Origin of the sequence: uncultured Senegalimassilia sp. (genome assembly GCF_902464545.1) — a bacterium.
Taxonomy (GTDB): Bacteria; Actinomycetota; Coriobacteriia; order Coriobacteriales; family Eggerthellaceae; genus Senegalimassilia.
In genome coordinates, this window is record NZ_CABQJR010000006.1 from 1 (window position 1) to 19,835 (window position 19,835).

15 protein-coding genes and 1 riboswitch are annotated in these 19,835 nt (G+C 63.1%); of the genes, 9 read left to right on the top strand and 6 right to left on the bottom strand.

The genetic code is table 11. The annotated features are described in order from the left end of the window. Window positions 1-165: 165 nt before the first annotated feature. Window positions 166-2,046 (bottom strand): hypothetical protein, encoded by a 1,881-nt coding sequence (locus RDW26_RS02785; RefSeq protein ID WP_307982434.1) that lies wholly within the window; start codon window positions 2,044-2,046, stop codon window positions 166-168. Between the two features lie 143 nt (window positions 2,047-2,189). On the opposite strand from RDW26_RS02785, the gene RDW26_RS02790 reads away from it, so the two are divergent. Together RDW26_RS02790 and RDW26_RS02795 are read left to right on the top strand one after the other, a co-directional pair. After that, the gene (locus tag RDW26_RS02790; protein ID WP_307982435.1) at window positions 2,190-3,068 is read left to right on the top strand and encodes a ChbG/HpnK family deacetylase; all 879 of its coding nucleotides are present in this window, start codon (window positions 2,190-2,192) and stop codon (window positions 3,066-3,068) included. 136 nt (window positions 3,069-3,204) lie between these two features. Continuing rightward, window positions 3,205-4,815, top strand: coding sequence for a peptide chain release factor 3 (locus tag RDW26_RS02795; protein ID WP_276668756.1), 1,611 nt, complete (start codon window positions 3,205-3,207; stop codon window positions 4,813-4,815). 65 nt (window positions 4,816-4,880) lie between these two features. On the opposite strand, the gene RDW26_RS02800 is transcribed toward RDW26_RS02795, so the two are convergent. The 4 genes from RDW26_RS02800 to RDW26_RS02815 all read right to left on the bottom strand — a co-directional run bounded on the left by RDW26_RS02800 (window position 4,881) and on the right by RDW26_RS02815 (window position 8,140). Next, window positions 4,881-5,765 (bottom strand): Sir2 silent information regulator family NAD-dependent deacetylase, encoded by an 885-nt coding sequence (locus RDW26_RS02800; protein WP_307982436.1) that lies wholly within the window; start codon window positions 5,763-5,765, stop codon window positions 4,881-4,883. A 196-nt stretch (window positions 5,766-5,961) separates the two neighbouring features. Then, window positions 5,962-6,963 (bottom strand): radical SAM/SPASM domain protein, ACGX system, encoded by a 1,002-nt coding sequence (acgM, locus tag RDW26_RS02805; protein WP_307982437.1) that lies wholly within the window; start codon window positions 6,961-6,963, stop codon window positions 5,962-5,964. 148 nt (window positions 6,964-7,111) lie between these two features. Then, window positions 7,112-7,738: a 4Fe-4S binding protein gene (locus tag RDW26_RS02810; protein WP_307982438.1), complete on the bottom strand. Its 627-nt coding sequence runs from the start codon at window positions 7,736-7,738 to the stop codon at window positions 7,112-7,114. 219 nt (window positions 7,739-7,957) lie between these two features. Continuing rightward, the gene (locus tag RDW26_RS02815) at window positions 7,958-8,140 is read right to left on the bottom strand and encodes a hypothetical protein (RefSeq protein ID WP_307982439.1); all 183 of its coding nucleotides are present in this window, start codon (window positions 8,138-8,140) and stop codon (window positions 7,958-7,960) included. A 147-nt stretch (window positions 8,141-8,287) separates the two neighbouring features. On the opposite strand from RDW26_RS02815, the gene RDW26_RS02820 reads away from it, so the two are divergent. The 4 genes from RDW26_RS02820 (at window position 8,288) to RDW26_RS02835 (ending at window position 10,897) form a co-directional block, all read left to right on the top strand. Further along, window positions 8,288-8,620, top strand: coding sequence for a helix-turn-helix domain-containing protein (locus RDW26_RS02820; protein ID WP_307979812.1), 333 nt, complete (start codon window positions 8,288-8,290; stop codon window positions 8,618-8,620). Beyond that, complete coding sequence (locus tag RDW26_RS02825; RefSeq protein ID WP_307982482.1) at window positions 8,595-8,915, top strand: LOG family protein; 321 nt, start codon at window positions 8,595-8,597, stop codon at window positions 8,913-8,915. The genes RDW26_RS02820 and RDW26_RS02825 overlap by 26 nt, the downstream gene beginning before the upstream one ends. Before the next feature lie 39 nt (window positions 8,916-8,954). Further along, window positions 8,955-9,941 carry a DMT family transporter gene (locus RDW26_RS02830; protein WP_307982440.1) on the top strand — a complete coding sequence of 329 codons (987 nt, stop codon included), beginning with the start codon at window positions 8,955-8,957 and terminating at the stop codon, window positions 9,939-9,941. 179 nt (window positions 9,942-10,120) lie between these two features. Further along, window positions 10,121-10,897 carry a dimethylarginine dimethylaminohydrolase family protein gene (locus RDW26_RS02835; protein ID WP_294361699.1) on the top strand — a complete coding sequence of 259 codons (777 nt, stop codon included), beginning with the start codon at window positions 10,121-10,123 and terminating at the stop codon, window positions 10,895-10,897. Between the two features lie 252 nt (window positions 10,898-11,149). On the opposite strand, the gene RDW26_RS02840 is transcribed toward RDW26_RS02835, so the two are convergent. Then, the gene (locus tag RDW26_RS02840; RefSeq protein ID WP_307982441.1) at window positions 11,150-11,482 is read right to left on the bottom strand and encodes a helix-turn-helix domain-containing protein; all 333 of its coding nucleotides are present in this window, start codon (window positions 11,480-11,482) and stop codon (window positions 11,150-11,152) included. Between the two features lie 131 nt (window positions 11,483-11,613). Beyond that, window positions 11,614-11,687: riboswitch (cyclic di-GMP riboswitch) on the bottom strand. Window positions 11,688-12,194: 507 nt separating this feature from the next. Here RDW26_RS02840 and RDW26_RS02845 point away from each other — a divergent pair. The 3 genes from RDW26_RS02845 (at window position 12,195) to nifJ (ending at window position 19,787) form a co-directional block, all read left to right on the top strand. Then, window positions 12,195-13,610 (top strand): alpha-isopropylmalate synthase regulatory domain-containing protein, encoded by a 1,416-nt coding sequence (locus tag RDW26_RS02845; RefSeq protein ID WP_307982442.1) that lies wholly within the window; start codon window positions 12,195-12,197, stop codon window positions 13,608-13,610. After that, the gene (locus tag RDW26_RS02850; RefSeq protein ID WP_298626158.1) at window positions 13,610-16,102 is read left to right on the top strand and encodes an AMP-binding protein; all 2,493 of its coding nucleotides are present in this window, start codon (window positions 13,610-13,612) and stop codon (window positions 16,100-16,102) included. Before RDW26_RS02845 ends, RDW26_RS02850 begins: the two co-directional genes overlap by 1 nt. Before the next feature lie 88 nt (window positions 16,103-16,190). Beyond that, window positions 16,191-19,787: a pyruvate:ferredoxin (flavodoxin) oxidoreductase gene (nifJ, locus tag RDW26_RS02855; RefSeq protein WP_307982443.1), complete on the top strand. Its 3,597-nt coding sequence runs from the start codon at window positions 16,191-16,193 to the stop codon at window positions 19,785-19,787. Window positions 19,788-19,835 lie beyond the last annotated feature (48 nt).

The following is a 19,835-nucleotide window of genomic DNA, read 5'->3' on the forward strand; positions in this document are numbered from 1 at the left end:
CTGCCTCCTAGCATGATTGAATTCGACACTCAAATCATACCGACGGTACGCGCCATGTCTTTTCTTTTTTCTGGACGCGTTCAGCTTTCAAAGTGCGCAAAGAATTTTACGTTACCTTTTGGTATACCCAGTCAACCATCGGTTGCGGCACGCAATGCTGCCCGCCTACGACTTGGTCATCACGGCGATGGTCATCCAGGTGCGTTCGTAGGGACGGTAGTAGGTATGGTATTCCACCAGGTTGAAGCCGTCTTTTTGGCTGAGGTCGGAAATGTCGCGCGGCAGGCTGTTGTTTTGCGCCTGGCCCAGGCAGATGAAGGTGCCATGGAAGTTGTTGAAGATGATCTCCCAGCTCATCTTGCTGACAAGTGTGGGCGAATACGCCATGTACGCACGGTCCCAGTTGCCCTTCTGCCAATCCATATAGGTTTGCGGGATGTCGGGGCACATGACCGACGTGACGCCCATGTAGCCGATATCGGTGGAAACCACCAGGGGCGACTGGCCGCCGTTCTGTCCGGCAACGCGGTCGACCGTTTCGCGGAACTGCTGCAAGGGAACGTTGTTGGCCGGGTCGTAGTCGTCGCGCACAAGCAGCGCCTGGTTCGCCACGGAAGCCGCCAGCGTGACTGCTACCACGCCTGCCACCAGCGGTTTCGTACGCACATGCGACAGCACCGCCGCAATGGCGAACAGCAGCGGGCCGATGGCCACGAACAAGTAGCGGTAATACAAGATCATGGAGTTCATGACCATGGATGCCGTCCAGGAAATGGCGAACACGCCGAAGTACACCACCAGCGCCGCAGCCACCGGCGCAATAGGATCGGAAACCAACCACGCGTAGAAGCGCTTCAAGCGCAGATGTTTCACGGGGTAGGCGGCCGCGGTCGCGCTTGCGGCCGGGTAAGAAGCCACGCCCTCGTCGAGCTTAGCTGCCGTTCCCGCGCTTGCGCTCGCGGCTCCGTCCGTGTGCTGCGCCTTCGCCGCCGCGATCTGCTGTTGGCGCGCGGCGCGATGCAACCCTACGCGCCACGTGGCCCAACGCGCCGCCCACGCGATCAAGAACGCCAGCACCGCTACGGCCGCATAGCCGATGCCCTGCACGATCACCTGCGGTACCACGCCGTAGCTGCCGCGCGCTGCAAACGACAAGAGGCTGGTCAAAAATGCGTACGTGGCCAGCTCGATATAGGTGGTCGGGAACACGATCTTCGCCCAGTAGGTGCCACCTACCACGCCCATCTGGCTGGTCACGGCGGTGACGATCCACGGCAGGTACAGCGCTACCTGGGCAACGCAGCCGATGATCAGCACGCGCAGCGGTGCACCCGCGCGAACTGCCTGCTCAGGCAGCGGATTGGGGCCGCCTTTGCGATGCCGCCAGGCACGCGCGCCAAGGGCGAACAGCAGCACGACGTTGATCATGAACGCCGACATGGCGCCGAAATAATGCAGGTACGCGCACGCCAAGCTAGACGCGAAGCACGTGATCCACCAGCGTCGCGGCGTGCCCGCCCAGCACTTCAGCCCCCGGGCTGCCTCGGCGATGCGCGCCGGCGGCGTGGCCAGCTGCGTGCCGATGATGCGCATGGCATAGATGAAGCACAGCATCACGGCGAACGTTGCCCACGAGTACATGCGGATCTCAACGGCCATCAGCGAGATATAAGGCGTGAACAGGGCGAAGAAGCTGAACAGCACGCCGGTCGCCCAGCCGGCGTCGCGGCGCACATGGGTGTAGCCCAGCACCGCCATGGCAATAGCGCCCGCCACGGTGAACAGGCGATATATGGTGATGCTCTGCCCGAAAACCAGGTTCAGCACGTGCAGCGCCCAGTAAATCAGCACGGGGTGCACGTCGCCGGAGCTGTAGTACCAGATGTCGGCGAAGCTGTGGTTAGCGATTCCCACCGAGTAGCTTTCGTCGAACCACACGTTGCCATGGAACGCGTCGGTGAGCAGGAAGGCGGCACCTGCGACAAGCAGGATAATATGAAACGCGCTTGATGATAAACGTACGTGCGCGCCGCGTGAGAGCTTCATGTTGTTTGCCTTCGCCTAGAAACCTGTCATAATGCGCTGCTAGTCTAACATTGCATGCGCAAGCGGGAATAACCTGCGTAGAAAAACCCAGGGGCTACCCTAGGGTTTTCATAACCGCAGGTAGATAAGGTAAGAGGGGCATTATGAGCGTCACGTTCCATGCGGACGACTACGGCATTACGGAGCAGCAGGCAGCCGAAATCCTCAAGCTGTCGCAGGTTTGCGGCGGCCAGGGCGCGCTGTCGTCGGTCAGCATTTTCGCGAACAGCCCCGCCTTCGAGGCGGCGGCTGAAATGGCGCGCCCCTACGTGGAATCCGGCAAGCTGGCCATGGCGCTGCACCTGAATCTGGTAGAGGGCCGTCCGTGCGCCCCGGTTGCGGAAGTTCCCCTGCTGGTGAACCAGCGCGGCACGTTTGCGAACGACTTCGTCGGCCTCTGGAAACTGTCGATGGGCGCGCAGCGCTGGGCCTTCCGTCAGCAGCTCCAACGCGAGTGCGTCGCGCAGATCCAGCGCTACCTAACCGCGTTTCCCCAGATGAAGTGCACGATGCGCGTGGATAGCCACCAGCACACGCATGCAGTGCCGGCCGTGTTCGACGCGCTTTCCCAGGCAGTTGCGGAACTGGGCGTCACGGTCACGCACATGCGCTGCCCCATCGAGCCCCTGGCACCGCACCGTGCCGCCGGCAGCAACATGCCTCCCGTCAACCTGGCTAAGGACGCGCTCATCACCTGGCTGTGGCGCAAAAACCGCGGAAAGATGCCAGCAGGCTGCGAGGTCCCGCTGTTCTGCGGCGTAGTGCTCTCGGGCGCCATGGACACGGTCGACTGGCCGCTCCTGGATGCGTTCGAAAGCCTAGCGGCCGACCGCGGCAAGAACGTTCAGGTGCTGTTCCATCCAATCAGCGTGCCGATCGAACAATGCCTCGATCCGGAGAACGGCCCCTTCGCCGCCGCCTGCGCATCCGAGGCCCGCGACCGCGAAGCCGAACGCCTGCGCTACTTGGCCGAGGCACGATAAACGTTGCCTGGCGATTCCGCGGAATCGCTTCCCCGCTTTCCTTTTCGCCGCTATACTAACTTAGTTACGCTTAAACCACATCGGCCGGCAACGTGTCACAGGGCGCGTCATCGGCCGTTTTGCGGAAAGGAACCCCATGCCAACGCTGGCAGAACACATCGCGTCGCGTCGCACGTTCGCGATCATCTCGCACCCCGACGCGGGCAAAACCACGCTGACCGAGAAGCTGCTGCTGTATTCAGGCAGCATCCAGACCGCCGGCTCGGTCAAGGGAAAGGCAAGCTCGAAGCACGCCGTCTCCGACTGGATGGACATCGAGAAGGAGCGCGGCATCTCCGTCACCTCCTCCGTGCTGCAGTTCGAGCACGACGGCTGCTGCGTCAACATCCTTGATACCCCCGGTCACCAGGACTTTTCCGAGGACACGTACCGCACGCTCATGGCCGCCGACGCCGCCGTCATGGTCATCGACGCCGCCAAGGGCGTCGAGGCGCAAACGAAGAAGCTGTTCAAGGTGTGCACGCTGCGCCACATCCCCATCTTCACGTTTGTGAACAAGATGGACCGCGAAAGCCGCGACCCGTTCGAGCTCATGGAAGAGATCGAAACGGTGCTCGGCATCGGCACCTACCCCATGAACTGGCCCATCGGCAACGGCCGCACGTTCCGCGGCGTGTTCGACCGCCAAACGCGCAACGTCATCGCCTTCGACGGCGAGGGCCGCGGAAACTCCGCCAAGAAGGTCGCTGAGATCGAGGCCGAGCTGGGCGACGCCGCCCTTGACGAGCTCATCGGCTCCGACAACCACCAGAACCTCATGGACGACATCGAGCTGCTCGACGGCGCCGCCGACGAGTTCGACTTGGACGCGGTGCGCGCAGGCAAGCTGTCGCCGGTGTTCTTCGGCTCGGCGCTCACCAACTTCGGCGTGGAGCCGTTCCTGAAGGAGTTCCTGCGCCTGGCCCCCGCCCCGCTGCCCTACACTGACACGCTTTCGGGCGACCTGGTCGATCCGCAGCGCAAGGAGTTCGCGGGCTTCGTGTTCAAGATCCAGGCGAACATGGACAAGAACCACCGCGACCGCATCGCGTTCGTGCGCATCTGCTCGGGCAAGTTCGAGCGCGGCATGGAGGCGTTCCACGTGCAGGGCGGCAAGAAGCTGAAGCTGGCAACGGGCACGTCGCTCATGGCCGACGACCGCGCAACGGTCGACGAGGCGTACGCCGGCGACATCGTGGGCCTGTTCGACCCCGGCATCTTCAGCATCGGCGATACGGTGTGCAAGGGAGAGCACGTGCAGTTCCCGCCCATCCCCACGTTCTCGCCGGAGCATTTCGCGCGCATCACGCAGGTGAACACGCTCAAGCGCAAGCAGTTCGTGAAGGGCATGCATGAGTTGGCCCAGGAAGGCGCCGTGCAGATCTTCCGCGAGCCCGGCTTCGGCATGGAAAGCGTCATCTGCGGCGTCGTCGGCGTGCTGCAGCTCGACGTGCTTGAAACGCGCCTGAAGAACGAATACGGCGTGGAAGTGCGTCGCCAGGGCATGCCTTACACCGACATCCGCTGGATCGCCAACGACCTCAACGAGCTGGACACCTCGCGCCTGAACATCACGCGCGACACCAAGCTGGTCGAGGACATGCGCGGCGGCAGGCTGCTTCTTTTCACGAACTCCTGGAACGTGAACTGGGCAATCGACCACAACCCCGACCTGAAGCTGTCCGAGGTCGGCAACGTCAATTTCTAGGAAGCGTTTTCCCAGGTAAAGAGATAGTTTGCGAAGGCGCCGAAGCACTTGGGCTTCGGCGCCTTCTAGCTTGCTAACGCCGATTCAAGCTGCGAGAGCGTTTCTGCTAGGTCGGCGTTCAAGCAGATGGAACGTTCGGCGATCTCCTTCGGGGCCACAGCCTCGCCCATGTTCAGGCAGGCATACGTGGCCTGCGGGTTTTCCAAGGTTGCACGCCAAAACGGGTACTTGATGATCGCGGGCGTGTTATACCCCACGCCAAGCTCCAGGTGGAGAACCCGCATGCCCCTATGGCGGCGTTCGAAGTCGCGATAGCGCGCCGCTGCCGCAAACCAGCCGTCATCCTGCACGAATGTGTCGTCAGCACGCAGGTTCATGGACATCTCCGCGCCGCAATGCGGACAGCGCGGGATCAGCTCGCTGGGAATGCGCAAATCGCGTTGCTGCTCGAACATGGCACGAACGGCATCTTCGTTATCGAACGTTTCGCGACAGCAGGGCTTGCTACACTGAAACAGGCCATAGTCGCCCTGCGTGTAGAACAGGCGCTGCTTGTCGAATCCGGCCAGCTGGAACTGATGGTCCACGTTGGTGGTCAGCACGAAATAGTCGCGCCCCGCAAGCAACTTGCGCAACTGAACGTACAACGGGTTCGGCCCCAGGTCATAACGGTTCACCATGACGTAGCGACTCCAAAACGCCCATCGTTCTTCAGCGGTGGCGTAAGGGTAGAACCCGCCCGAATACATGTCGGTGAAGCCGTAGCGTTCGCGAAAATCGGCGAAGTGCTGCTCGAAGCGAGGACCGGAGTACGTAAAGCCTGCCGCTGTGGACAATCCGGCGCCCGCACCTACCAGTACGGCATCGGCGCTCTCGAGCGCCTGGTCGAGGCGCTCGATGTCACACGCTACGGCACCCTTCTCGGCCACGCGGCCGCATCCCAAGATCATCTTCGAACCTTCCTGCCCATCTTACCTGCCGCCAGCATAAACGCAGGCGCTTACTCCACGATACGCGTTCGCCCCGCACGATGCGGCTTGCGATGCGGCGGTTCGCCGTCGCGATAGCTCAGAATCACAAAGCACACGCGCTCGTATCCGTCCGGTTCCGCATGGCGAAGCGCCGCATCAGCAAACGCAAAGCATGCTAATCGACTTCCTTCCAGCATTGCGGGTCGGGCGCGTACATGTTGCCGGTGTAGCCGGCAGCTACCGCCGGACAGCCGCGGCACCATCCCGCCAGCTCGCAGCGGCTGCACTTCTCGAACTTCGAAAACTCGCGAAGCGCTTCCATGTTCTGCCCCATGAACAGGTCGTACATGCTGGCTTCGTGCACGTTGCCGATCTTGCTCTCCATGCGACGGCATGCGTAGACGTCGCCGGTCGGCAGCACGGTCATGTGCGCGATACCGCAATGGCAGCCGTCATAGACCTTGCCGCACTGCGCGCCTTCCGGGATGCGGAAGCGGCCCTGCTCCCAGTCGAGCAACGTCCACAAATGATCCTTCTTCTGGAACGTCGTCTTGCAGCCCGCTGTCTGCAGCTCATCGATGCGCTCCTGGCACGCTACCAGGAGCGCGCGGTACTCGAGCGGCTCCATATGGAACTCCTCGAGACGCTGGCCCTTCGTTGGACAGTAGCGCCCGAAGGCGAACACATCGGCCTCGATACGGGCCGCCAGTTCGATCATGTCGGGCAGCTCAGCCGCGTTCATGCTGCTCACGGTGCTCATGAGCGCCAACCACATGCCCGAGCGCTTGATGCATGCCGCCGCGCGCAGCGTGTCGTCGAAGCTGCCGGGTTTGCGAAACAGGTTGTGGGTGGCGGCGTTCGATCCGTCCAAACTCAGCTGATATTTGCGGCAACCAAGCTCGCGCATGCGGCGGCATACCCCGTCGGTCAGATGGAACGGGTTGCCCATGATGCACCACATGGCCCCGCGCGTATGCAGCTCCTCAGCTAAACGCCAGAAGTCGCGATGCAGGATGGGGTCGCCGCCGGTGATGTAGAAGTAGGGCTGGCGGCCCATGCGCTCACACATGCCATTGGAAGGCGAAGATAGGACGCAAGTCCTGTGAGAGTTGCACATTGCGGTGACCGGTTGTGACCGATTTCGATTCCTGCTCGTTCTGCTCGGGTTTCTGATCATGTTGCATGGCTATGCTGCTCCTTTCCGTTCGTGTTCGCGTTCCCTGAAACGCAGTTTGACCGCATGCCGGATTCGTCTCGTGCGCGGTCGGCTTTCGAACCGGGCGACGCATGCGTCGCGGCGGCACATCGCCGAGCCCGCGGTCGGCCTACTCCCCTACGCGTTCGATAGCGTCAACGGGACAAGCCTCGAAGCACGCGCCGCAATGCAGGCAGTTCTGCGCACGGATGCGGAACGGCTCGCCGGGTTCGCCTTCCTCAATGACCCCCTGCGGGCACACGCCTTGGCACGTCCCGCAGCCGATGCACGCGTCGGTGATGCGATAGCCGCGAGCCTGCGCCACATTCCCATCCAAGCGATAGGTTTCGCGAAAGATCGGGTGCACGCCTAGGTTGAAGTACTCGATGGACACGTCGCAGATTTCGAAAATCACGTTGATATCGCGCGTTTGACCAGGGTAAACGTTTGCTAGATAGGGCTGCTCGACATAGATGAGGTCGCAAATGCGCACGCCCTCGGCACCCGCAACCTCCCGTGCGGTACCCGACAGCCGCAGCATCTCGTTGAAGCGCGTGCGCCCCACGGCCTGCACGCGCCCATCACGGGCAAGATCGCGTGCGAACGGCTTGCCGCGCGAGGTGAGGAAGTACACGGCATCGGGCTCATAATGCAGCGCGCTGATGCAGCGCACCTGGGGCGACCCGTCCTCGGCCACGTTCGCAAAATCGAGCGTGCCGATGAGCTTGAGCTTCTCAAGACAGGTTTTCAGGTTCATGATCTGGCCTTTCGACGGGGATTACGGAGCGGTTTCCATCAGAGTCTACGTGCGGGCCTGCTGCGGTCCGGTCAATGGGCCCGGCTTGTCCGCGCATCACAGGGTGTGCGGATGAGCCGGGCTGATCGCCTGCCGCAAGCGCCGCGCAGCAGGGCGCGGCCGGGGCGGTTGGACCCCAGCTGCGCCCTTCGCGCAAGTGCGCCCAGGAGCCCGATTGCGCTATTCGGGATCCTTCGTGCCGCAAGCGGGCGCGGGATCGGCGCTGCCGCAGGCGGGCGCCGGGTCGGCAGAACCGCAAGCGGGCGCGGGATCGGCAGAGCCGCAAGCCGGGGCGGCCTTGGGGTCGGCGGAGCCGCAGGCGGTGCCGCAAGCGCCGGAAACGACGTTGTCCAGATTGCTCATTTTCTTCTCCTCCTGATTCGTGACGCCTCCTTGGCGGGCGTCTATAATGATTGTCCAAAACAACCGTCGAATCCGGAAGTAGCCACTAATCTATTAGGTACCAACCTTTATGTAAGTAGGCTTTGACCTGCGCGAAAGGAAACGCTCGTGCTCACCAAGGAAGAACTGCCGCCCTGTCCCGTTGCCACCACGCTTATGCTCATCGGCAACAAATGGAAGATCTTCATCATCCAGCAGCTCATGGACAAACCCTTCCGTTTCAGCGAACTGCGACGAGCCATTCCCGGCATCAGCGAGAAGGTGCTTACGGATAATCTGCGCGCGCTGGAGAAGGACGGCCTGATCACGCGCACCGTGTTCCCTGAGATCCCGCCGCATACCGAATACGCTTTGAGCGATCTGGGCGACACCATGCGCCCTATCATCGAAAGCATGGCAACCTGGGGCACCGGCTATCAAAACCTCGTTCGCGCGCAATAGCCGTCTCACATCTGTTAATCCGTCACCGAAAGCGCCGAAACCGCACGATGCCCGTGCTCCCCATGCCGGGGGGACGGGGACATTGGAGGAGGTTTCGGAGGTCATTTCCCTCGTAGCCCTTGCACAGTTGGATGCGCCGTGCATACTGTTCAACTTGAACGGTTTCTACGATGATCTGCGCGCGCTTCTCAATCGAATGGTCGATATGGGGCTTTCCTCGCCGCGCAGGCAGCGGGGCATTCATTTCGCGCATTCGCTTGAAGAGGCAGCCGACATCCTAGTCCCGTTGCACTAACCGTATCGTTTCTCCGAGTAGCCAGGAGCGTGAGCAATCATGGGCGTCCCCGACAAGCAGTACCCGCTGAACGTATATCGCCTCATCCTTATGACGGCTGCTGCCGTTTGGGGCCTGGGCTTCGTGATCGGTAAAAGCGCCATCGGCACCGTGGGCGCCACATGGTTCACCTCCATCCGCTTCCTTGGGGCGGGCATCGTGTTGGTCATCCTCTTGTTTCCCCACCTCAAGCGCAATTTCTGCCGTAAAACGCTGAAGGCGGGCCTGATCATCGGCGTTGCCACGTTCGTGGGCTTCTGGACGCAGTTTCTGGGCCTTGGCCTGACCACGCCCTCGAAGAACGCCTTTTTGAGCGCATGCTATTGCCTGACCGTGCCGTTTATCTGGTGGGCTGTCTCCCGCCGTCGCCCGCCCGCGAAGACCCTTATCGCGGCGGCTATCTGCACCGTCGGCATCGGGCTGGTGTCGCTGACCGAGGGCTTCTCCGTCAGCTTGGGAGACGGCGTCAGCATCGCCTCGGCATTCCTCTACGGCGCCGAGATCGTGATCATCGGCCTGGTCATGCGCGACAACGACGTCCTGACCATCACCGTCATCCAGCAGTTCACTGCGGGTATCCTGGCCCTGTTGCTTGCCCTGGTCACGCAACCCATGCCCACGGCGGCGCAGGTGGCAACGCCCGAGTTCATCGGCGCCATGACCTACGTCGCCATGCTCTCGGCGGCCTTCGGCGCCGTGGCTCAGAACACGGCGCAGGCCCACCTGTCGCCCTCCGAGGCGGGCCTGCTCTGCTCGCTTGAAAGCGTATTTTGCGCGCTGTTCAGCGTGGCGTTCTTCGGCGAGGTGCTCACAGCCCGCATGGCGGTGGGCTTCGCGTTCATCTTCGCCGCCATCGTGGCAACCCAGCTCGGCGACAAGGGCGGCGAAGCGGCCGTGGCCGACTCCGCAGCCGGTGGATCTTCGAGTGGCGAAAGCCCCGCATCGGGAAAGCCCGCCAAGCGAAACCGCGGTCGAATAGCCCGCTGACCTGCGGGTCCACACCCCGACATTAAGTCCGCCGCGGGCAACACTTTGTTTCCGGCTCGTTTCGCCGGCTTCGGGGCTATAATGCCCAAGGAGGCAGCTATCTTTTATCCCTACGAACGTGCCGCGCGACAAGCAGCTGCAATGCGCGCCGGCAACCATGCACCCAAGGAGAGAGAAGCATGACGAAGTTCAACCATGTCATCATCCGCCGCCCTGGTAAGTCGCTGTGCGACGGCATCACCAGCGCACCCGAGCTGGGCCAGCCCATCTACGAGCGCGCCATCGAGGAGCACTACGACTACGAGCATGCCCTCGAGCAGTGCGGCGTCGACGTCACCGTCCTGCCTGCGCTCGAGCAGTTTCCGGACAGCTGCTTCGTCGAGGACCCGGCCGTCATCACCCGCTGCGGCGCCATCATCACCAACCCCGGCGCTGCCAGCCGTAACGGTGAGAAGGACGAGATCGAGCCCGTGGTCCGTCGCTTCTTCGACGATGAGCACGTCAAGCATATCGTCGCCCCCGGCACCCTTGACGGCGGCGACGTCATGATGGTGGGCGACCACTTCTACGTGGGCCGCTCCGCCCGCACCAACGAAGAGGGCATCCGCCAGTTCTGCGAGATCCTGGCCGGTTGGGGCCTGGAGGGCTCCGAGGTCCCGCTGGAGGAGGTCCTGCACCTCAAGACCGGCGTGAACTACATCGAGGACAACAACATGCTGGTGTCCGGCGAGTTCATCGACAAGCCCGACTTCGCCAAGTACAACAAGGTGGTCGTGCCCGAGGACGAGGCCTACGGCGCGAACTGCATCTGGGTCAACGGCACCGTCATCGTGGCCGAGGGCTACCCCACCGTGCTCAAGGCCGTCCAGGACCTGGGCTACAAGACGCTGGTGGTGGACACCTCCGAGTACCGCAAGATCGACGGCGGCCTGTCCTGCCTCAGCCTGCGCTTCTAGCACACGCTTAAAACGCGCGGTCCCGCAAAGCCCAAGCGCTTCGCGGGACCGGCGACATAAAGGCCCGCGGGCACTTGGGAGACCGAGCAAGCCCGCGGGTCTTTTCGTATTCGGGGAACCGAATCGTAAAACACGAAGAGCCTGATTCTCATCTGGAATCAGGCTCTTCGCTTTCAGGGACGAGAAGCCGTCCGTAAAACCCCACTATATTTGTAACTACGTCGCAACGCGCCCTGTCCGCTAGGGCTCGTCTTAGCCGGCGATCGCGTGCAGCTGCTCGCCTTTCGTCTCCGGCGTGGGCACGTGGTAGGTGTTGCTCAGGCGCATGCCGTTTTCCGCATAGCGGGCAACCGAGATGATGAAGCCCTCCTTGCGCAGGCGCAGGATGGCGCGGTCGACGGTCTTCAGGCTGACCTGCAGCGCTTCGGCGATATCACGCTTGGACTCGGAGCAACCCGCCGCGCCGTAGGAGGCGATAAAGCCCAGGATAAGCAGCTGCGAGTTCGTCAGCGTGCGCTTGCCGTCCGCAAGCGTGATGTCGTCGTCGATCTCGGTCGTGGTCTCAGCGGTCGTCTCAGTCGTCATAGTCCTTCTCCATAAGTTCGCGTTCCAATGCTTATGACCCCCGCTCGCCAACAACGCAAGGCGAGCAAAACCTGCAAGCCGAACTGGAGAAATAAAAAGCAGCCAGCTGCAGTGGCTCCCCGAAAGGGGAACTGTGCAACTGGCTGCCATTTCAGGCCCTATAGCTTTGCGTCATCACCTTTCGAGGATTTTGCCGATATGAAAAATATCACGCGAAAAACCGTATGTCAAGGGGTGTCCGCCCCTCCCCATGGCAGGCCCCCTACCATCGGTTGCGCCAAGTCGCTCAAGGACGATGCAGGCATGCGGCAAACCCTCCCGATAGTTAAGAAACACCACGTCAACACACCTTTCTGTAGAAAGCGAACGCACTACGGCGAAGAGTGGTCCTCAGCCTAAACCCGATGCTCAGGCATTCCTACAACTCCCCGTTGTCGCGCCCTCGCACCCCTTACGCTCCGCCCCTCTTCGCCCCACGCACCCATACTTTTCGCAATCTGTGGATACCACCTGCGGTCACATCCGCGCTGCTGTATTAACTCTGGATTAATTTACGACAATGCCGTAGTTATACAGCTTGATACGTTATAAGTTGCGATAACCTATCTTCTTAGCATTTGGCAGGCGTTCGGCCACCTGCGGGTGCTGCGATCAACCGCTGAGCAGCATCTTCAAAGAAGAACACGTTCGCATAGTAGGTCAGGAGTCACACATGAGAGACATACGTGTCAGCGACATCACGATGAGGGAGGCAATCGCCTCCAAGGCGCTTTCCCTATCCTTTAAGGAAAAGCTAGAAATCGTGAAGATCCTAGACCGTATCGGCGTGGGCTCCATCGAGGTCGAGGGCATCGAATCCTCCAAGGTAGACAGCTTGCGAATCAAGTCCATCGCCTCCCTGGTGAAGAACAGCACGCTTGCCGTGCCGGTGAAGATGGACGACGACAGCATCCAGGCCGTTTGGAACGCCGCGAAGGGCGCGAAGCACGTCCGTCTGCAGGTGGAAGCTGCCGTCAGCCCCTCCTGCATGGAGTACATCCAGCGCAAGAAGGCCGACACGCTGATCGCCGACGCCGCAGAGGCGGTGGCGAAGTGTGCCCAGCTCACCGACGACGTCGAGTTCGTGGCCATCGACGCCACCCGCACCGACGTGGCCTACCTGGCCCGCGTCATCGACGCCGTAGTCGCCGCCGGCGCCAAGACGGTCACCGTCTGCGACGCGGCGGGTTCCATGCTCCCCGAGGAGTTCGCCCAGTTCATCGCCGACCTGTACCAGGCCGCACCCCAGCTCAAGGGCATCGATCTGGGCATCTCGTGCTGCAACAACCTTAATATGGCCGATGCCTGCGCCGTGGCCGGCGTCATGGCCGGCGCCTCCATCGTCAAGGCCACGTCCTACCCCATGGGCGTCGTCGCGCTCGACAACGTGGCCCGCATCCTTGCCGCCAAGGCAGACGCCCTGGGCGCCCAGAGCAAGGTGCGCGTGACCGAGCTCAAGCGCGCCATGAACCAGATCTCCCGCCTGTGCTGCGACGACCGTTCCAAGGCGTCCCTGTTCACCGGCACCGTCTCCGAGGCCGTCGAGGGCGTGGTGCTCACCGCCGGCGACGACCAGGCCACCGTCATGCAGTACGTCGAGCGTCTGGGCTACAGCCTGTCCGACGAGGACGCTGAAGCCGTGTTCGAGGCCTTCAAGAAGATCGCCGCCAGCAAGGAGCGCGTGAGCGCCACCGAGCTGGACGCCATCGTGGCCTCCGCCGCGCTGCAGGTGCCGCCCACCTACACCCTGGACGGCTACGTCATCAACTCCGGTCTGAGCTTCAAGGCCACCTCGCACATCTCGCTGTGTAAGAACGGCGAGCTCATCGAGGCCGTGTCCCTGGGCGACGGCCCCATCGACTCCTCGTTCAAGTCCATCGAATCGGTCGTGGGCAAGCACTACGAGCTTGACGACTTCAGCATCCAGGCCGTCACCGAGGGCCGCGAGGCCATGGGCGAATCGGTCGTGAAGCTGATCGCCGACGGCAAGGTGTATTCCGGCCGCGGCATCTCCACCGACATCGTCGAGTCCAGCATCCGCGCGTACATCAACGCGCTCAACAAGATCGCCTACGAGGAGCAGAACTAATGAAGCTTTCCTTTTCCACCCGCGGCTGGGCTGACCACTCCTGGGACGAGCTCGTAAGCACCGCCCTTGAAATGGATTTCTCGGGCATCGAGATCCACAACCCCATCACCAACGCGGCGTTCACCGGCAAGGGCGGCCCGCTTGACCGCTACAACACGCAGGCAACGGCCCGCGCCCTGCGCGACAAGGGTCTTTCCATCCCCGCGTTCGACTCCTCGGTCGACATCTCGGCCGGCGAGCAGCAGGTTCAGGACGCGAAAGATCTCATCGACCTGGCTCAGGCCGCCAGCGTGGGCATGGTGTGCGTCGTCGTGCAGCACGACGACGAGGACGCCATCCACGCAGCGCTTTCCCAGCTGGTCCCTTACGCCGAGGAACACGGCGTGGTGCTGCTGATCGAATCCAGCGGCATCTTCTCCAGCACCTCGCGCCTAACCGACATCATGGACCGCTACGCCAGCGACTACCTAGGCGCCCTGTGGGACGTCCACAACGTCTACCGCGTGGGCGGCGAAAGCCCGGCGACCACTATCAAGAACCTGGGCGCCTACGTCAAGCACGTGCACATGCGCGACTCCGACGACGACGGCTCCTTCAACCTGGTGGGCGAAGGCACCCTGCCCATCGACGAGGTGGTGCGCGCGCTGTCCTCCATCGACTACGACGGCTTCGTGTCGCTTGAGTGGGACCCCGCGTGGATGGCCGACCTCACCGACATGGAGGTCATCTTCCCCCATTATGTCAACTACATGGAGCAGTTCGAGGACACCCGCGGCAAGCGCCGCACGCTCTACCTCAACCACGACGGCACCGGCGAGTACGTGTGGAAGAAGGACGAGCTCATCGACCTGACCTTCCCTCAGGTGCTCGACAAGATGGTCGAGTGCTTCCCCGACCAGTACTGCTTTAAGTACACCACGCTGGACTACACGCGCACCTACGAGGAGTTCCGCGACGACGTGGACACGTTCGCCCGCGCGCTCGTGTCGATGGGCGTCAAGCCCGGCAGCAAGGTTGCCATCTGGGCCACCAACGTACCTGCCTGGTACATCACGTTTTGGGCCGCCACGAAGATCGGCGCCGTGTTGGTCACGGTGAACACCGCTTACAAGATCCACGAGGCCGAGTACCTGCTGCGCCAGTCCGACACGCACACGCTGGTCATGATCGACAGCGCGCTTGACTCCAACTACCGCCAGATCATCAACGACCTGTGCCCCGAGATCGCCGACACCAAGCCCGGCGACCAGCTGCACTGCAAGCGCCTTCCCTTCCTGCGCAACGTCATCACCGTCGGCTTCGACATGCCCGGCTGCCTGAACTTCGAGCAGGCCATGGAGCGCTCCGAGCTGGTGCCGCTTGAGAAGATCCAGCGCATGGCCGCCGAGGTGCGCCCCGATGACGTGTGCAACATGCAATACACCTCCGGCACCACGGGCTTCCCCAAGGGCGTCATGCTCACGCACCGCAACGTCGTCAACGACGGCAAGTGCATCGGCGACCGCATGGGCCTTTCCACCGCGGACCGCTTCATGATCCACGTGCCCATGTTCCACTGCTTCGGCATGACGCTGTCCATGACGTCGTCCATGACCCACGGCGCCACCATGTGCCCCATGCCCTACTTCAGCGCGAAGGCGTCGCTGCACTGCATCACGCAGGAGAAGGTCACCGCGTTCAACGGCGTGCCCACCATGTTCATCGCCATGTTCAACCATGCCGACTATCGCAAGACCGACTTCAGCCACATGCGCACCGGCATCATGGCCGGCGCCGGCTGCCCGCCTGAGCTCATGAAGCGCGCCGCGCAGCCCGACGAGATGAACATGACCGGCATCGTGTCGGTGTACGGCCAGACCGAATCGGCCCCGGGCTCCACCATGAGCGCCTGGACCGACCCGCTCGACCTGCGCACCGAGACCGTCGGCTACGCGTTCCCGCACGTGCAGTGCAAGATCATCGACCCTGAAACCGGCGAGGAGCTGCCTGACGGCCAGATCGGCGAGTTCTGCTCGCGCGGCTACAACATCATGAAGGGCTACTACAAAATGCCCGACGCCACCTTCAAGACGGTGGACGAGAACGGTTGGCTGCACTCCGGCGACCTGCTCATGCGCGACGAGCGCGGCTGCTTCGTGGCCACCGGCCGCCTGAAGGACATGATCATCCGCGGCGGCGAGAACATCTACCCGAAGGAGATCGAGGACTTCGTCATCACGCACCCCAAGGTCAGCGACTGCCAGGTGGTGGGCGTGCCCGACGCGAAGTACGGCGAGGAGGCACTGGCCTGCATCATCCTCAAGGACGGCGAGACCATGACCGAGCCCGAGATCCGCGAGTTCATGATGAGCAACATCGCGCGCCACAAGGTGCCCCGCTACATCAAGTTCGTGGAGTCCTACCCCATGAACGCCGCCGGCAAGATCCTCAAGTACAAGATGAGGGAAGCCGCCGTCGAGGAGCTGGGCCTTCAGAACCTGGTGAAGAAGTAGCAGCTTCCATATACCGACATTCCGCGGGGGCCGTTTAGCGCGCCCCCGCTCGCGTTTTCAAATCATCGTTGCGGAGAGGGGCTTCACAATGAGCAACTATGTAACCGTCGACGGCAACCAGGCTGCGGCCCACGTTGCCTACGACTTCACCGAGGTGGCGGCCATCTACCCCATCACGCCGTCCTCGCCCATGGCCGAGCACACCGACCGCTGGAGCGCCCAGGGCCGTCTGAACATGTTCGGCCAGCGCGTGCAGCTGACCGAGATGCAGTCCGAGGCCGGCGCCATCGCCGCCATCCACGGCGTGCTGCAGGCCGGCGGCCTGGGCACCAGCTTCACCTCCAGCCAGGGCCTCATGCTCATGGTGCCCGTGCTCTACCGCATCGCCGGCGAGCGGCTGCCAGGCGTTCTTCACGTTGCCAGCCGCACCGTAGGCACCCACGCCATGAGCATCTTCGGCGACCACTCCGACGTCATGGCGTGCCGCGACACCGGCTTCGCCCAGCTCAGCTCGGGAAGCGTCCAGGAAGCCGCCGACATGGCCGCCGTGGCGCACCTTGCCGCTGTGAAGGGAAGCATCCCGTTCATGCACTTCTTCGACGGCTTCCGCACCTCCCATGAGCTGTCGCGCATCGACATGCCCGACACCAAGAAGCTGACCGCGCTCATGGACGCCGAGGCGCTCGACCGCTTCCGTGCGCGCGCCTTGAACCCCGAGCACCCCATGCTGCGCGCCACCGTGCAAAACGGCGACGTGTACTTCCAGGTGCGCGAGGCGAACAACACCGCGTACGACCAGCTGGCCGACGTGGTCGAGGACGTCATGGCGCAGGTTGCCGGCGTGACCGGCCGCGAGTACCACGTGTTCGACTATTACGGCGCTGCCGACGCCACCGACGTGGTGGTGGCCATGGGCAGCGTGTCGGGAACCGCCCAGGAGGCGTGCGACTATCTGAACGCCCGCGCGCAGGCCGACGGCACAGACAAGCGCTACGGCTTTTTGCAGGTGCACCTGTACCGCCCGTTCTCGGCGAAGCACTTCCTGGGCGCCCTGCCCGAAACCGTGCAGCGCATCGCGGTGCTCGACCGCTGCAAGTGCATGGGCTCTGCCGGCGAGCCGCTGTTCCTGGACGTTTCCAGCGTCATCGCCAACAGCGACCGCGCTGGCAAGGTGACCGTCATCGGCGGCCGCTACGGGCTGTCGTCCAAGGACACCGACACCGCCCAGATCGTGGCCGTGTTCGACAACCTTGCAGCAGCCGAGCCCAAGCGCGGCTTCACCATCGGCATCAACGACGACGTGACGAACCTGTCGCTTCCCGTGCGCCCGCTCGAGGACTTCGAGGACGGCGATACCTACAGCTGCAAGTTCTGGGGCCTGGGCGGCGACGGCACCGTGGGCGCGAACCACAACACCATCCGCATCCTGGGCGACTGCGCCGATATGTACGCGCAGGCATACTTCGAGTACGACTCCAAGAAGTCCTTCGGCGTGACCAAGTCCCACCTGCGCCTTTCGAAGAAGCCCATCCGCAGCACCTACTATGTGAAGCGCGCGGACTTCGTGGCCTGCCACAACCAAAGCTACGTGCGCCAGTACGACATGGTGCAGGAAGTGAAGCCCGGCGGAACCTTCCTGCTCAACACCAGCTGGACGCCCGAGGAGCTTGACGCCAACCTGCCCGGCAAGATGAAACGCTACATCGCGCAAAACGGCATCCGCCTGTTCACCGTGGACGCGGTGGAGGTTGCGCAGCGCGTGGGCCTGGGCAGCCACATCAACACCGTGCTGCAGGCGGCGTTCTTCCAGATCGCGGGCCTGATGCCCGTTGAAGAGGCGCTCGACTACATGAAGGACGCAGCCCGCAAGTCCTATGCGCGCAAGGGTGACGCCGTGGTGGCCAAGAACGTGGCCGCCATCGAGGAGGGCGCGCAGAAGTGCGTGAAGGTCGCCGTGCCCGCCAGCTGGGCCGACGCCCCGCTCGACGAGAGCGCAGCCGAAGCCGACGTGCCCGCAGTGGTCGAGAACATCCTGCGGCCCGTCAACGCGCAGAAGGGCGACGACCTGCCCGTCAGCGCCTTCGCCGGCTACGAGGACGGCGTCATCGACATGGGCCTGACCGCCTACGAGAAGCGCGGCATCGCCGTGAAGACGCCCGCGTGGAACGCCGAAGCGTGCATCCAGTGCAACCGCTGCGCCTTCGTGTGCCCCCACGCCGCCATCCGCCCCTACCTGCTCGACCAGGACGAGGCGCAAAACGCCCCCGAAGGGTTCGCGACGGTCGCGCTCAAGGGCGGCAAGAAGCTGCCCGAGGGCACGCGCTACGCCATCCAGGTCAGCCAGTTCGACTGCACCAGCTGCGGCAGCTGCGCCGACGTGTGCCCAGCAGGCGCGCTGGACATGCAGCCGGCCAAGCTCACCGACCAGGCCCGCAAGCTGTGGGACTTCGGCCTGACCATCTCCGACAAGGACGGCGCGTTCGACCCCTACACGGTGAAGGGCTCGCAGTTCAAGCAGCCGCTGCTGGAGTTCTCCGCCGCTTGCGCAGGCTGCGGCGAGACGCCCTACGCCAAGCTGCTCACCCAGCTGTTCGGCGACCGCGTGTACTGGGCGAACGCGACGGGCTGCTCGCAGGCATGGGGCTCGCCCTTCCCCGGCATCCCCTACACGGTGAACAAGCGCGGCTTCGGCCCCGCCTGGACCAACAGCCTGTTCGAGAACAACGCCGAGCTTTCGCTGGGCCTGTTCCTGGGTTCCGTGCAACAGCGCGCGGTGGAGAAGGCGCGCGTGGAGAAGCTATCCCGCGCCCTGACGCACGGGCTGGAGAAGCCGAAGGCCGACGCGGGCGACACGCCCGACGCCGCCGTCATGAACGCCATGAAGGCCGCCTGCGAGGACTACCTTGCCGCGTTCGACGACTTCGACGCATCGCGCAAGGCCGCAGATGCCCTGGTGGCATGCGCGCAGGCTTCCATGGACAAGCTGACCAACAGCGCGAAGGAAGTGTGCCAGGAGGTGCTCAAGTTCAAGGACCAGCTGGCGAAGAAGACGTTCTGGATGTTCGGCGGCGACGGCTGGGCCTACGACATCGGCTTCGGCGGCCTGGACCATGTGGTTGCCAGCGGCGCCAACGTCAACGTGCTGGTGGTGGACACCGAGGTGTACTCCAACACCGGCGGCCAAAGCTCCAAGGCAACGCCGGCGGGCGCCGTGGCGCAGTTCGCGGCCAGCGGTAAGAAGACCGGCAAGAAGGACCTGGGCGCCATCCTCATGAGCTACGGCAACGTTTACGTGGCGCAGGTGGCCATGGGCGCCAACTACAACCAGCTGGTCAAAGTGCTGAAAGAAGCCGAGGAGTACGAAGGCCCGTCCGTGATCATCGCCTACGCGCCTTGCACCTCGCACGGCTTGAAGTGCGGCATGCACGACGTCCAGGGCGAGATGAAGCGAGCCGTGGAAAGCGGTTACTGGTCGCTGTACCACTACGACCCGCGCAAGGAGAACCCCATGACGCTTGACTCCAAGGAGCCCACCATGGACTACCTGGACTTCGTCGCCGGCGAGAACCGCTTCGCCTTGCTGACCAAGTCGTTCCCCGAAGAGGCCGAAAGGCTGTTTGAGCAGGGCAAAGAAGACGCCCGACGCCGCTTCGACCACTACCGCCGCATGGCGCAGGAGCAGTAAGCGGACGAAGGCCCGCGAGCGCTCGGAAAACCGAGCAGCTCGCGGGCC

Coding starts and splice junctions, on each gene's coding strand:
- RDW26_RS02840 (WP_307982441.1), bottom strand. CDS start 11,482: ATGACGACTGAGACGACCGCTGAGACCACGACCGAGATCGACGACGAC.
- RDW26_RS02815 (WP_307982439.1), bottom strand. CDS start 8,140: ATGAGCAATCTGGACAACGTCGTTTCCGGCGCTTGCGGCACCGCCTGC.
- RDW26_RS02850 (WP_298626158.1), top strand. CDS start 13,610: ATGAAGCTTTCCTTTTCCACCCGCGGCTGGGCTGACCACTCCTGGGAC.
- RDW26_RS02810 (WP_307982438.1), bottom strand. CDS start 7,738: ATGAACCTGAAAACCTGTCTTGAGAAGCTCAAGCTCATCGGCACGCTC.
- nifJ (WP_307982443.1), top strand. CDS start 16,191: ATGAGCAACTATGTAACCGTCGACGGCAACCAGGCTGCGGCCCACGTT.
- RDW26_RS02845 (WP_307982442.1), top strand. CDS start 12,195: ATGAGAGACATACGTGTCAGCGACATCACGATGAGGGAGGCAATCGCC.
- RDW26_RS02790 (WP_307982435.1), top strand. CDS start 2,190: ATGAGCGTCACGTTCCATGCGGACGACTACGGCATTACGGAGCAGCAG.
- RDW26_RS02795 (WP_276668756.1), top strand. CDS start 3,205: ATGCCAACGCTGGCAGAACACATCGCGTCGCGTCGCACGTTCGCGATC.
- RDW26_RS02830 (WP_307982440.1), top strand. CDS start 8,955: ATGGGCGTCCCCGACAAGCAGTACCCGCTGAACGTATATCGCCTCATC.
- RDW26_RS02835 (WP_294361699.1), top strand. CDS start 10,121: ATGACGAAGTTCAACCATGTCATCATCCGCCGCCCTGGTAAGTCGCTG.
- RDW26_RS02800 (WP_307982436.1), bottom strand. CDS start 5,765: ATGATCTTGGGATGCGGCCGCGTGGCCGAGAAGGGTGCCGTAGCGTGT.
- acgM (WP_307982437.1), bottom strand. CDS start 6,963: ATGATCAGAAACCCGAGCAGAACGAGCAGGAATCGAAATCGGTCACAA.
- RDW26_RS02785 (WP_307982434.1), bottom strand. CDS start 2,046: ATGAAGCTCTCACGCGGCGCGCACGTACGTTTATCATCAAGCGCGTTT.